General features: G+C 37.0%; 12 protein-coding genes, 1 pseudogene and 1 riboswitch. Of the genes and pseudogenes, 4 read left to right on the top strand and 9 right to left on the bottom strand.

From position 1 onward, the window contains the following. Window positions 1-96: 96 nt before the first annotated feature. The 7 genes from ACTQ54_RS11265 to ACTQ54_RS11235 all read right to left on the bottom strand — a co-directional run bounded on the left by ACTQ54_RS11265 (window position 97) and on the right by ACTQ54_RS11235 (window position 7,759). On the bottom strand, window positions 97-1,158 hold the full coding sequence (locus ACTQ54_RS11265) for a 5-methylcytosine restriction system specificity protein McrC (protein WP_441756948.1): 1,062 nt from the start codon (window positions 1,156-1,158) through the stop codon (window positions 97-99). Continuing rightward, window positions 1,151-3,541 carry an AAA family ATPase gene (locus tag ACTQ54_RS11260; protein WP_441756946.1) on the bottom strand — a complete coding sequence of 797 codons (2,391 nt, stop codon included), beginning with the start codon at window positions 3,539-3,541 and terminating at the stop codon, window positions 1,151-1,153. The genes ACTQ54_RS11265 and ACTQ54_RS11260 overlap by 8 nt, the downstream gene beginning before the upstream one ends. A 540-nt stretch (window positions 3,542-4,081) precedes the next feature. Beyond that, entirely contained in the window at window positions 4,082-4,465 is a 384-nt protein-coding gene (locus tag ACTQ54_RS11255; RefSeq protein ID WP_441756944.1) for a hydantoinase B/oxoprolinase family protein, read from the bottom strand. Between the two features lie 75 nt (window positions 4,466-4,540). Next, on the bottom strand, window positions 4,541-4,693 hold the full coding sequence (locus tag ACTQ54_RS11250) for a hypothetical protein (protein WP_441756943.1): 153 nt from the start codon (window positions 4,691-4,693) through the stop codon (window positions 4,541-4,543). 215 nt (window positions 4,694-4,908) lie between these two features. Further along, a complete protein-coding gene (locus ACTQ54_RS11245) occupies window positions 4,909-5,676 on the bottom strand; it encodes an SDR family NAD(P)-dependent oxidoreductase (RefSeq protein WP_441756941.1) in 768 nt (255 codons plus the stop codon). Window positions 5,677-5,697: 21 nt separating this feature from the next. Continuing rightward, entirely contained in the window at window positions 5,698-7,035 is a 1,338-nt protein-coding gene (locus ACTQ54_RS11240) for a ferredoxin reductase family protein (RefSeq protein WP_441756940.1), read from the bottom strand. A 238-nt stretch (window positions 7,036-7,273) separates the two neighbouring features. Continuing rightward, entirely contained in the window at window positions 7,274-7,759 is a 486-nt protein-coding gene (locus ACTQ54_RS11235; protein WP_441756938.1) for a redoxin family protein, read from the bottom strand. Window positions 7,760-7,903: 144 nt separating this feature from the next. Between ACTQ54_RS11235 and ACTQ54_RS11230 the strand changes: the two genes are divergently transcribed. Next, a complete protein-coding gene (locus ACTQ54_RS11230; RefSeq protein WP_441756936.1) occupies window positions 7,904-9,625 on the top strand; it encodes a DUF4153 domain-containing protein in 1,722 nt (573 codons plus the stop codon). A gap of 19 nt (window positions 9,626-9,644) precedes the next feature. Continuing rightward, window positions 9,645-10,562 (top strand): MBL fold metallo-hydrolase, encoded by a 918-nt coding sequence (locus ACTQ54_RS11225; protein ID WP_441756934.1) that lies wholly within the window; start codon window positions 9,645-9,647, stop codon window positions 10,560-10,562. Between the two features lie 74 nt (window positions 10,563-10,636). Here ACTQ54_RS11225 and ACTQ54_RS11220 read toward each other — a convergent pair. Further along, window positions 10,637-11,225 (bottom strand): annotated as a pseudogene (locus ACTQ54_RS11220) (NAD(P)-binding domain-containing protein); the annotation flags it as partial. Between the two features lie 84 nt (window positions 11,226-11,309). After that, window positions 11,310-11,486 carry a hypothetical protein gene (locus ACTQ54_RS11215; protein WP_441756932.1) on the bottom strand — a complete coding sequence of 59 codons (177 nt, stop codon included), beginning with the start codon at window positions 11,484-11,486 and terminating at the stop codon, window positions 11,310-11,312. A 141-nt stretch (window positions 11,487-11,627) separates the two neighbouring features. Beyond that, window positions 11,628-11,733: riboswitch (TPP riboswitch) on the top strand. A gap of 36 nt (window positions 11,734-11,769) precedes the next feature. Between ACTQ54_RS11215 and thiT the strand changes: the two genes are divergently transcribed. Beyond that, a complete protein-coding gene (gene thiT, locus ACTQ54_RS11210) occupies window positions 11,770-12,333 on the top strand; it encodes an energy-coupled thiamine transporter ThiT (RefSeq protein ID WP_441756930.1) in 564 nt (187 codons plus the stop codon). Continuing rightward, window positions 12,330-13,043: a TatD family hydrolase gene (locus tag ACTQ54_RS11205; protein ID WP_441756928.1), complete on the top strand. Its 714-nt coding sequence runs from the start codon at window positions 12,330-12,332 to the stop codon at window positions 13,041-13,043. The genes thiT and ACTQ54_RS11205 overlap by 4 nt, the downstream gene beginning before the upstream one ends. The last annotated feature ends 434 nt before the right edge of the window (window positions 13,044-13,477 follow it).

Genomic DNA, 13,477 nt, shown 5'->3' with positions numbered 1-13,477 from the left:
TGAAGACACTTATGTGTCTCCGTAGCGTTTTTATTAGATGCTTTACATGATTAAGTGTATCTATGACTACGAGTTACTCAACTATATTAATTTTGATCACTCAACTTTTTCAACCAAGCTCATCCACTCAGTTATAATCTTATCCAATTGTGCTTGAACACTACTGAAATCTTCATTCAAATTAATGCTTTTTATGCTTATATAATTTTTATTCATATTATATGAATAGTCTAAAATTCTATTATTAGCAGTTTGTGCATATAACAGCATGCCGGATACATTACCAGAATTATGTTTGTCCTCATTTTTCACATATGAAAATATTTGGTATAGATTTTCTGAGATGATTTTACCGAATTCGTTTAAATTGTCCTTGTAAAATTTGGTATCAATAATTAGAGAGAAATTATTATGACAAAGCTTTATATCAGTTTCCATCCTTGGCAACATACCAAGTCCTTCGTTGCCATTTTCATTCAATAAATTCCAATTGACATACGGCGCTGAAGGTTTTAAGTATAAAAAATGTTTTCTATAATATTCTAAAACAAATCGTTGAAATAAAGTATTCAATTGCTTTTCCGTAAAAGTTAGCGTTTTATAAGGACCTGCTATGTTTGTTAAAAGTAACCCTTCAACTACAAATCTACAGATATTTAACAGCATCTGATAAGTTTGGTTATTTCGTTGAAATTTTAATGATTCCCATTTTATTTGTTCAGGACTTATCATATTAATTTCCGAGAAGTAAAGCAAAATTTTCTTCAGTTTAACTTTCTTTTCTTTTTTTACACTCTCTTCTTTTATCAAAAGCATTATAGTCATCTTTATTATTTGATTAAATTGATTATCTTCGGATAATTCGTCATATTCACATGCCATCCGCAATTTACGTTGTATCTTATTTTGAATGGAGTCTCTTAATATAATTTTACCTCTTATAGTTGACAAGTCTTCTCGTTTATCAATATATTCTTTATATAATCCTTGTTTTAATTGCTTGTTTAGACCTTTAATAAGGATTTCTGCAAATAAATCGTAAATATTCTCAAATACTTCACTATCAACACTTTCATAGTTACTTTGTTGTAATGCTTTAAAAGCATATGAAAGCATATAATAAATATTTTTGATGAGGATATTATTTTGCTTATTCATCGAAAACGCCTCTGAATTGTTTCTCCCATTTTCCAATCTTTTCATTTTCATCAAACCAATATTCATTCAACATCGGCACTATATCATACTTTATAATCCTTCTAATCCATTCCTCTGAATATGTACTTTGACCAGTGAAATAGCTGTGACCAATACAGAACCCCTTACCTAATGTAGCCTCTGCTTCAATTTCAAAATTCAGAGATTTAATTTGATTAATCACATTATTAAACTGCTCATTATTCAATGTTTCTTGATACTGTTTAAAACCTTCAGAATCAAAAGCTGGTTCCATTTCAAAGAAACTAAATCTTCTACGCAAGGCATAATCAATCATTGCTAAACTTCGGTCGGCGGTATTCATCATTCCTATGATATAAAGATTATTTGGCACACTAAATTGTTTTCCACTGTACGGCATAACAATCTTTTCATCCCGATATTCATTTTCAATTAACATCAATAGTTCACCAAAAACTTTACTCATATTCGCTCGATTAATTTCATCAATAATGAAGAAATAATCATTTTCAGGATCATTAGCAGCTAGCCGACAAAACCTCACAAAGATTCCTTCCTGTAATTCAAATGTATCTTCCTTAGGTTTATACCCTAATATAAAATCCTCATAGGAGTAATTTTGATGAAACTGAACCATTTCAATTCTAGTATCGTCTTTCTTTCCCATAATAGACCAAGCTAATCGCTTAGCAGTAAATGTTTTTCCTACTCCAGGAGCACCTTGTAAAATAATATTCTTCTTATGCAAAAGCAAGGCAATTAAAGTCTCATAACTTTCTTCAGAAAGATAAACTTCATCTAGAAAATCAATTTTACTATATTCTTGAACCTCTTCATTATTAGCTCTTTTTTCATTATTTGCATCAATTAGTTCAATTATAAAATCATATTCTTCAGGCATAACTTTAAACAAAGTACCATTCATATTAGAAAAAAATTCTAATTGGTTAAGCTCTTCACTCTCTTTTAAACTAGAGTAATCTATAGGATTTAATAAGTTTTTTGTCTTTTCTAAAACAATATTCTTACCATTGTTTTCTTGAACAATTTTCCCTAATGCTACAACTTGTTTAACCGGACTAGATTCATAACAAATAACTAAATCTCCAACTTTAGCATCAAGAAAATTTTGATAAATACGACGTTTGCCACCATGCTCCGTTGTTAATGTGTATTCGATAGTTTCACCTACATTAATCGACGAAAAAGACCAAATTTTTGGATTAGCATTAATCCACCAAAAATTTTGACTTGGTTGCACATCCAACTCATCTGCATATAATTTTATATGTGATAATTCCACTTGATTCAGCGCTTCATTTAATTCATCTCTTAATTTATAAACGAAAGTACCATCTCTTTCTTGCATTTCATTATTTTCAGAAACTGTGTCTGTTGCTGTGTATAAAATACGCCACCATCGATTTTTCCCATTTTCCTTGTAAACATTACAATGAGTCTCATCATATATTCTCTTTCCAAGTGCCGATGAACCTCTATTATAAAAGTTTACAGTTTCACCATATTTATTTGAGAGCTGACTGCATGAGGCGCTGCCTCCATAATCCTTGAATCTCTTCATTATTTCTAAGCTTTGTTGATTGAATACTTTAGGATCATTGAGTAATTCAACCCAATCTTTAACTGAGAGCCCAGTTGAATAATTTACTTTACTATTTCGATTTTTAGTATAATGCCAAGCTTGAAATGAAATCATAGGAATACTAGTATTAGGAATTTGGATTTTTAAAGTTTGTAACAACTCATTGTACTTTTCACCATCCACATCTTTAGCTTTAAAAGAAATTTTATGTTGTTCAGCTAAAAACTCAACATTTCTACTATCAAGACTTATAAAAACATTTGGTCTAATCCAATATAAACCAATCGTGATACTAGACAGTCCATTCCCATTTATGGAAAGAGACTTATCAAATAAGGTTTGAAATTCTTCGGACATCCCTTCATTCTCATCAAAGTTCATCGCTTCAATGAATAAATCCCATAATATTCCATCTTGATTAAAGTAAAATGAATTTAAATTATTCAAAACAGGAATAGAATTAAATTCCATAGGGATTTCCTCATTAATATTAAACTCTTCTGCATAGCGCTTTATTAGACGAATTCTGTTTTTATCTGTAATTTGCCTATTAAATGTTGCAAAAATAGAGAAGGGATCAATCTCATTACCTCTTGGTTCCCACCAATCTTCACGATCGAAATTTAGGTAATTCAGTAGCGGCTCTTCTTCATGCAGTTGTTGCATTATCTCCATTAATTCATGTCGTTTATCTTTGTATTCAAGTATTTTCTTTGCAAAAGCCCCATAAAATGGTATCCATTGAAATTCATTATTCATTCCAGTTCCCCCTAAGTGTTGAAAGAGTTTCGACTTATTAGCCCAACACTAATCAATTATTAATAAAGTCACAAAATCCACAAAACCTAAAATAAAGCCCAATAAAACAATATTATTCTCATATTTTAATGATACCATAATTAAATTATTTAATTCGCTCAATTTTAAGGTTTTGGTGATATTTATTCTACACAATAAAAAAGCAGTGCATGTTTATACAGCTGTCTCTTTCACTTTAAATTACAATTAACGAGTTTCCTTTATTTATCTAATAAGTTTAATTCTCCATAGGTAAAACTATCCGCATCCACTTGTACCCAAAGGTTTTGGCGGCTACTTCAACACTACCATCGGCACGGTGGATGTAGGCATCATTAGAATTTCCTTTAAGACCATCGTCCACACCCCACGGTTTTGACTTGTGGTGTCCAAAAGTCACTGTCACTGATTGGTTATCATTGAGTGCCCGGTAAGAAGGAACTGTTCCACGACCCCAATAAATTCCCCTGCTCCAGCGTTTGAATCTTCTGTCCGCAGTGATTATTCTTCGACTAGGACACCATAACGGGTTTCCGTTACTTCAATCGGAACATTATAGGTTTCCCCGTTTCCATAGCAGAACTGGCCAGATTGCCCGTCATTATCCACTGTTGCACCCCATCCACCAGTGGTTGGTTCTACCAACATAAAGGGTTGCTGGCTATCGGGATCCACACCCCCAATAACAACTGAACATACTGCTGCATAGTGTCCTGCAATGAGACGGTGAGGTAAAATGTCGACTAATGCTTTTTGAATAATATTAACGGCTTCTAACAGTTTAATGAAATAATTGGAGACAGGCACTGGTCGCTTAGCTTCCACCATTGTAATCGGCGTTTCTTTGACATCATTGAAAGTGGTCGTCTCACCATTGGATTGCATCACGAATTCTTGGTCTGCTTGGATTTGTTTATTCAGTTCTTAATCCAGTTTGTTAAGGTATGAAGTGGCGATTGGCTATACATAAGCATTCAAGGCCGTTGTATTCGTCCGTTCAAACTCGCACCACTCACGGGTAATTTCGTAAGACGCTGTCACTGACATTTCTGGCCACTTGGCTTTGATCCACTCAGTGGTTTGTTGTTCGTGAGTCGGTAAATGTCCTACCAATGTCTGTCGCTAATTTCATATTAATCCCTCTCATCTACAATTTAGTGGCCGAGGTGGCTGGTCTTCCAGTTTACTTTTAAAGATTGCGTCTCAAAGAATCCAACTTTCCTTTTAGAGGGGCAAGAGAATAAAGATGAGCTAGCTATAGAAACAAAAAAAGCCAAGTCTAATTGAATAGACTTGGCTTTAGATTAATTATTGTGATATTTATTTAATTATTGTTGTGCACCCATACCGCCATCAATACGATATTGAGAGCCAGTGATAAACTCACTGTCGTCTGAAGCTAAGAACAATACTAATTTAGCAATATCTTCTGCTTCTGCATAACGCGCAAGGGGAATTGCATCAATGTATTCTTGTTTGGCTGCAGTGCTGTCTCCTGTACTTGATTCAATATTTTCCATCATCGCAGTATCGACTGGGGATGGGTGAATTGAGTTCACGCGCACACCTTTATCAGCAACTTCTAGAGCAGCTGATTTGGTTAAACCAACCACCGCATGTTTAGAGGCTGCATAAGGGGATAAACCTGGCGAACCACGTAAGCCATCAACGGATGAGGTGTTAATAACACTACCGCTACCTTGCTCAATCATTAGTGGCAAGACATGTTTCAAGCCCAAAAATATACCTTTAGCATTAATGCCCATAACATTTTCAAAGTCTTCTAACTCGATATCAACCATGTCCGTCAAGACACCTGTGATACCCGCATTGTTGAATAAGATATCAACTTGACCAAATGCTTCTTTGGTTTTTTCAACATAGTTTTTAACGTCTTCTTCTTTAGTAACATCAGCCGTAATGGTAACGATGTTTTCGCCAGTGCCCAAAGATTCTACTGCTTCACTCAAGGCTTCTTCTGACACATCAACTAAAGCAACATTAGCCCCTTCGTCAATAAATAACTTCGCTGTTGCAATACCAATTCCGCCTGCGGCACCAGTGATAATCGCTACTTTTCCGTCTAATTTACTCATTAAAGTTCCTCCTATAATTTTTTAAAATGCAAATTCTTCAATATACAATTGTTCGTCAGTTACATTGTTGTCTGCCATTAATCCTTTAGCTGCTTCTAACATGGGTGGTGGACCACAAATATGCCAAGTAGCTGTCTCGTAGAATTCTTCCAAACCTTGACTCCGAATAAACTCATCGTCCACAAAGCCATGCGGGAATCCTTCAACTTCTTCTTCACTAAAGATAATATGGTGAGAGAAATTGGGATATTTAGTTGAAAGGTCTTTAAGTTCGTCGTAATACATGAGATCTTTTTCGTAACCGACACCCCAAACGAAGGCGATGCGACGATCAGAATTTTTGGCGATTTCCTCACGAAGGACGCTCAGGCTCGGAGTCAGGCCTATACCGCCCGACAAAAGCACCATCGGATCGTTAGAATGACGGACTTCTTCAGGATAGAAGTCACCATAAGGCCCTTCTATCGTCACTTTGTCACCTTCAGTCACGTCTTCTAGCGTGTTAGTAAAATCCCCGTCTTCTTGAATCATCACAATGATCGAATCTTGATGAAAGCGAGGTGACGAAGCAAAGGAAAATGGATGAGCTTCACTAGCAACGTTTGAGTCCACAAAGCGAAAGAAACCAAATTGTCCTGCAACATAATCCATACGCTGACCATTAACTGGCTTTAATTCCATTTCATGAATTTTAGGCGATGGCTTACTTGTGCGAACCACTTCGTATCGAGGCAATTGCCCTAGGCGAATCTTGTAAATCAGATACCAGCCTAATACAACGACTGTATAAAATGTCGCTAACAAACGGAATGGCGTATTATCCAAAAGGTACTCCACATGATAAACATGGAAATGTATCCCAATTACACTCACAATCGCCAAACGATGCAACCACAAATGAAAATTTCGGTTAGCCTTACCCTTGAACTTCATCAGTGGCTTGGATTTTTTAATAATCGTATCCGATAAAACAAATATCCCGGTCAACATCACAACAATCAAAGCAATCAAACCAACATATCCCAGAAGTGATGTGTCCGACAAATTCAGCGTCAATACATTTTCTAAACCACTCCAGCGAATAAATACATGAATCAAAAGCGTGACAGGCAACACCATTGCCATCCAAGCATGCACTTCATACATTGTCGTTAAGCCCAGTCGACGTTCGATTGCCTTAGGCCGCACAGCGATCAACACCAGTGTCAGCATAATACAAAACGACAATGTCCCTGTTACATTGGACAATAACTCTGTAAAATTTGGCGGAATATACTGCGACAATAAGGCAATTAAAAAGGTCACAAACATCAGTATAGCAACCCCTGGGAAAAACCATTTTAAAGCTTTTTTACTCATGTGCATTTCTCCTTTTAATAAATATCACACAAAACACAACAGTTTTTTGACTTCAATAAACCTTCAACTACAAAAAAATGTTAACATTATAAAGCCACTGAGTCAAAACGTTTGCACTTGTAATATTGATTTATTTTTAATTTAATTTACTAATAACTCAAAATAGTTAATAACAACAAAAAAGTGTACGCATCGTGATTACTCAGAGATGCGTACACTTTTTTCTATCTATATATTATTACAACCGATCGGCTGCTTCTAACACTTTGCCGTAATCTGGTTCGTCGCGCATATCGGCTACAATTTCGATATACTTAATCACGCCATCATCATCGACTACCATGACTGTCCGGGCTAATTTGTCATACTCTGCCATCAACAATCCTGAAGCCTGACTGAACTGGCCATTAAGATCGGACAAGTATACCATATCTACGTCGTTACTACTACACCAGTTTACGATGTCTTCTGGCTGGTTGTTACTCAAGGTAATAATTGGGTAGTCTTTTTCATTCGCGAGTTGGTTGAAGCGACTCGTTTGAATACTGCAGGTTTTAGTGTTGATGTCGGGAACAATGCTAATGACGGATACGCCATTAATATAGTCGCCTAATTGAACCGCTTGTCTATCTTGATTGAGTAATTCCACATTTGGTAATGCATCGCCAACCGCTAAAGGTTGACCTACCAAGTTAATAATTTGATCGCCACGTTTTATTTGCATGAAGCACCTCTCAATTATTTTTATATTCACTACCATTTTAGTCAACCTTCCTGATTTTGTCACGTTTATCTGATTTAGCTGATTAAATTGACCTCTTGATGAAAGCACTTTATAATCAAAGGAAATGGTGAAAGGATTGATTTAATGAGCTTGAAAGAAAAGATTTCCCACTCTTTTAACAAAGTGAGCCAGTCTATCTGGCGCTTTCCACTCAGTTATTTATTTTTATTATTCGCAACCATTGCGAACGCCATCTATCTTGAGGATTCCGAAAAAATTTCTGAGCGCTGGTTGATATGCTTTATGGCAGGAACACTATTGGCAACTGTTGGACAAATGCTATTCGAACGCTTTTTTGCCGCGCAGAAAAACCGGCGATATTTATTGATGGGGTTAGCTCTAATAGCAACGGCGGTTTTCGCCTTTCTCTTTGCCCCCATTCCCATCGAGAGTTTGCGATTTTCTGTCAAAACAGCCGTCATTATTTTTGCACTCATTTTAGCTTTTATATGGATTCCAACCATCCAAAATGCCGAATTCCCCTTTCATCAAAGTCTATTAGCCTTTATCAAAAACTTTTTTACTGCCTTACTTTTCGGGGTTATTTTGTCGCTCGGTTTCCTATTAATCCACATCGCCATCAGTACGCTGCTTTTTGAACTGGATTACCAATTGGTCACTCATACCCTCAACATTATTTGGTGCTTTGTCGTCCCACTTTATTGCATCGCGCTCACGCCGAGCCCTGACGGCCAGCAAGTCATCACGGTCCCGCGCTTTCTCGAAGTGTTACTCAAATACATTATTATTCCAATCACTTTAATTTACACTTCCATCCTAATTGTTTATCTCCTAATAAATATCTCTGGACCATTCTGGACGAATAATTTATTAGAGCCTCTTTTAGTTTCTTATGCCATCATCAGTTTTATTATTTATCTGTTGTCCTTTAATCTTCAACCAAATAAATATATCAGTCTTTACCAACAATGGTTTCCTAAAGTCATGGTTCCCATCGTGTTATTTCAAACACTTGCTTCCATCTTAAGAATAGAAACCAACGGCTTAACCATTGGTCGCTATTTTGTGATTTTGTTTGGGGTTTTTGCTACGGTTGCGGCAGTGATATTTAGTTTGAATAAAGAAAAAATGCATTGGTGGAGTATTGCTCTGCTGTTAGTGATGGCTGTTATTTCGATTACGCCGCCACTTGATGCGTTTACTATGAGTCTGAATAACCATGAGAAGCAGCTGGTTCGGCTTTTAGAGAAAAATCAGATGTGGGATGGCAATCAAATTACCCCTCATGCGCAACTTGACGAAGCGGATGCGATCGCGATTACAAAACTCGCTCTATATCTCGATGAAAATGACTATCAGACCGATCTGCTGGGGGATAATTTTAATTTCTATGCTGATTTTGAAGAGACCTTTGGTTTTGAACCAACCTACTTCAATTCTAATCGCAGAACGAATGTTGTTCAGTCGGTTAATTGGAACTGGGATCAGTATCCAACGATTGATATCGAAGGTTTTGATCATTTCCTGGTGCTAAATTGGTATGATCACATTGATCCGATAGAGATTGAAGATGAAAAAGGGATATTTACTTTAGAGTCTTATGTAAATGAAGATAAATACATTGTCATTAACTTAACAAATGAAGCTGGTGAAGAGATATTGCAATTTGACTCCCAGGAATTATTCGAACAAGCGCTAGAAGGGGCTGAAGAGGGTTTAACTCCCGAACAGGGAATTATGACGGTCGCCAATGAAGCGGTTGAAATGAAAATAGTTGCTGTCTACTTAAGAAGTACGTCCAGTGCTTATAGTGGAAATGTTTATATCTTGTTAAATTTTAAATAAAAAAGAAGGAGCTTTTTGAATGACTTATTCATATCAATTTCACGATATAAAATTAACTTGGTTGGATGGTGCAGATAAGACAACGGATGGAGGGACGTCATTCGGTCCTGTCCCAAAAGTTGTCTGGTCGCGCTATTATCCATCAAATGCGGACAATCAGCTGATCGAGTTGACAGACCCGATTTTAATCCAGCACGATGGCAAAAATTATTTGATCGATGCTAGCCTTGGTACGGAAAAATTGGATGCCAAACAACATCGCAATCTAGGGGTTCTAAAAGACAATCATATGTTGGATTCGTTAGCCGAACTCGGTTTAAGTGCAGAAGATATCAACTTTGTCATGATGACCCACATGCACAATGACCATGCTGGTGGTTTAACTAGGCTTGATCCAACAAGCGGTGAGATTGTTTCGACCTTCCCCAATGCGGTAATTTATATGACAGCCATTGAATGGGACGAAGTCCGCCATCCAAATACTCGAACACGTGGGACTTATCTGAAGGAAAATTGGGAAGCGATTCAAGAACAAGTGGTGACTTTTGAAAACAGCCTTGAAGTGTCGCCCCAGATTACGATGCATCATACGGGCGGTCATAGCCGTGGTCATGCAGCAATTAAGCTGATTCAAAATAATGAAGTGATGCTCCATTTAGGCGATATATTCTTGAACCATGCTCAGCGCAATCCACTGTGGGTAAGCGCCAACGATGACTATCCTATGGATTCCATTGCGGCCAAGACCCACTGGCTCAACGATGCCTTCACCAACGGCTACAAACTGTTCCTTTATCACGATCCCCATTACGCCGTGGTCCAGTTCGATGAAAAAGGTGAAACAATCGTCGATTACATGGAACGCGAAAAAACTAGTCCTATCCCTTGGACTGATAAACAAGACCGCCGCATCCCTTTTCAAAAACCATCTGAATAGATATAACTGTAAAAAAACATCTGTATCTCATTTATAAGATACAGACGTTTTTTAGTTGTTTATTAATTTCTAACTTAATCCCATTGCTCTTCGCCTTTATCGCCATACCAATCAAAATGGAACACGCCTTCTTTATCCACGCGTTCATATGTGTGTGCACCAAAGTAGTCACGTTGTGCTTGAATGATATTGGCTGGTAAATATTCAGAACGGTATGAATCAAAATAAGTAATGGCTGAAGCATAACCAGAGACTGCAATACCATTTTGAACACCTAAAGCAACAATATCACGGGCAGCTGTACGATAGTTTTCAACAATATCTTTAAAGTAGTCATCTAAAATTAAGTTCTTTTGGACCTTTAAGAGCACCTTCTTCTCCACCAGTAATCCCAGTACCAATAAAGTTGACCCCAGTTTCTGCTAATTCTTCGTTACGTCACATCGTATCTTTAAAGTATGTATTTCCACCATCAATTAAAATATCACCTTTATCTAAGAATGTTAGAACTTGTTGGATGACCGCATCTGTTCCTTTATCAGCTTGTACCATTAGAATCACTTTACGAGGTTTTTCTAACGATTCAACCAAAGATTCAAGGGTTGTTTCAAGCTTTAAATTTTTATCCGGGTTTTCTGCCATCACTGCCATTTCGATTACTCCAATATCATGCTTACTCAATATTACATCTCATTTAAGAAAAATCATCTATAGCTCAATCGTATCATTTTTAGCATAGAATTTAAATCAGATAATAATTAATTTAACCACACAACCATTCAAGATTAATAAGGATATCGTAGCAACAGCCCATAAAACAGTAGATGGAATTGACCAAATCTTAACTTGATCTTTAATATCAGTAAACCCCATTGATTCATTAATTGTCCGAAAGTAGGCATCATTTAAATTCATATCATCCATCAAATTAAATATCTCATCATTAAAGAAAAGGATCTTACTAATTTATCCATAGAAAACGCCACAATCTTTATATGTATCATCTGTAGGAGGGGGCAATATAACATCGAGGTTGACAACGTTTTTTTTATGAGCTATGATATCATCTAAGCAAAGGGGAGTCACTAGAGTGACTGAGACTGGATGTATGCCGGGACTCTTATTACCTGATCACGTTAGTACGTGCGGAGGGATTGCAGACTTAAGAAGACTTAAGCCTCCTTTGTGTATCAAAGGGGGTATTTTTATGCAAAAAAATTCGTTAACTGTTTATATAGAGGCTGGGTTGATTGCGACTTTGGCCTTTATTATCTCACTGTTTCCTATCGAAGGAACGGGCTTCGATATCGCTTTGGGCTCGATTCCCATTACGTTGTTTTGTCTGCGTCGAGGGTGGAAAGCAGGGATATTTACTGGGCTTTTATGGGGTTTACTGACGATTATTCTAGGCGGAGCTTCAATTATCCACCCTGTGCAAGTGGTGTTAGATTATCCGGTAGCTTTTGCTTTTAATGGGCTAGCAGGAATTGTGGCTCCGGCACTTCAACAGGCAACCGCTTCGGGAAATCAGAAGAAAGCAACTTATTATATCTTTTTGAGTACTTTTATCGGGACTCTAGCTCGTTACTTCTGGCACTTTATTACTGGGGTTTATTATTGGGGTCGGTTTGCTCCAGAAGGTTGGTCTGTTGGCTTTTATTCCTTTGTATTTAACGGAGGATCTGTCATTGTCACAACAGTAATTGCTGGTCTAGCTTTATTGCTTCTGTACCGGCAAGCTCGGCAATTATTTGTCGGTGAATTGGCATGATAATAAATGCCCATGATCACCTCAGTCATTATCCATCGCTGGAGAAGGCATTAGCGGACATTGAAGGCTTAAACATGACAACTTTAGCGGTTAGTGAGTCTGTGTCTGACTATCAATCCATTCCAGACCATCCACTCATCTTAAAGGGATTCGGAATTCATCCTTGGAAGGTGACGCCAACTACATCTTTAGACAATATTGAACCTTACATTCAGGATTGTGATTTCATCGGTGAAATTGGTTTAGACTTCCACTGGGCAGAAGATACAACGGCTTACCCGCGTCAATTGGAAGTTTTTGAATACTTTCTAGCGGAGGCAAAGAAGCACCAAAATATTTGCAATATCCATACAAAAGGAGCTGAAAAAGAAGTACTTGCCTTGCTACAAAAGCACCAATTACATGGTCAAATTATTCACTGGTATAGTGGGCCTTTGGACTTGGTGACTGATTATTTGGAGCTAGGCTGTTTCTTTACGATTTCTGTTGATGCAGGGCATTCAACCTTGACCGATCAGCTGATTAATCTTATTCCAACACAGCAGTTATTATTTGAAACCGATGGCCCTACTGCCCTAGAGTGGGTCAATGGTACGCCATCTTGGCCTGATGAAATCTTACGAATTCAAGCCTATGTGGCTCAATTGAAAAGTTGTTCATCGACTGAGTTGGAAGTGGGTGGGCGTTTATTAATGGAACAACTCAAATAAATACCTTTACTCTTCGAATTTGTCCACATCCGATATTTCAATCACATTTAGCTTAGGTTGTTTAACAGCGTCGGAGCGTATCAATTTAGTCAAGCTTCGGCTGAAATTTTTGGAGTTATGTCGAGGTAAGAGACTAATTGTTTTTTGTGGAAGGAAATTCTGTGAAGAATCGATGTAATTGAATAAAGGTCTAATTAAGATTAAAAAACACTAAAAAAGTCACCCGTACTCATTAGCATTTCAATGAGAGCTGGTGGCTTTTGGTGTTATTCAAGAAAATGAACAAATGCTTTTATCTTAATGTCGTCATTACTTTTTTAAAAGATGAATTGTAAAATTAAGTGCGACAAATAAAGAAACCCATAACAGGTTCGTGTAAGATGTTAGTAACGACAAAAACATACACACGGAGGTCTGTTATGAGCTACGCACAT

This window comes from Fundicoccus sp. Sow4_H7 (assembly GCF_052115865.1).
Lineage (GTDB): Bacteria > Bacillota > Bacilli > Lactobacillales > Aerococcaceae > Fundicoccus_A.
Note: the sequence above shows the minus strand (reverse complement) of the source record. Positions and strands in the feature narration are given on the sequence as shown.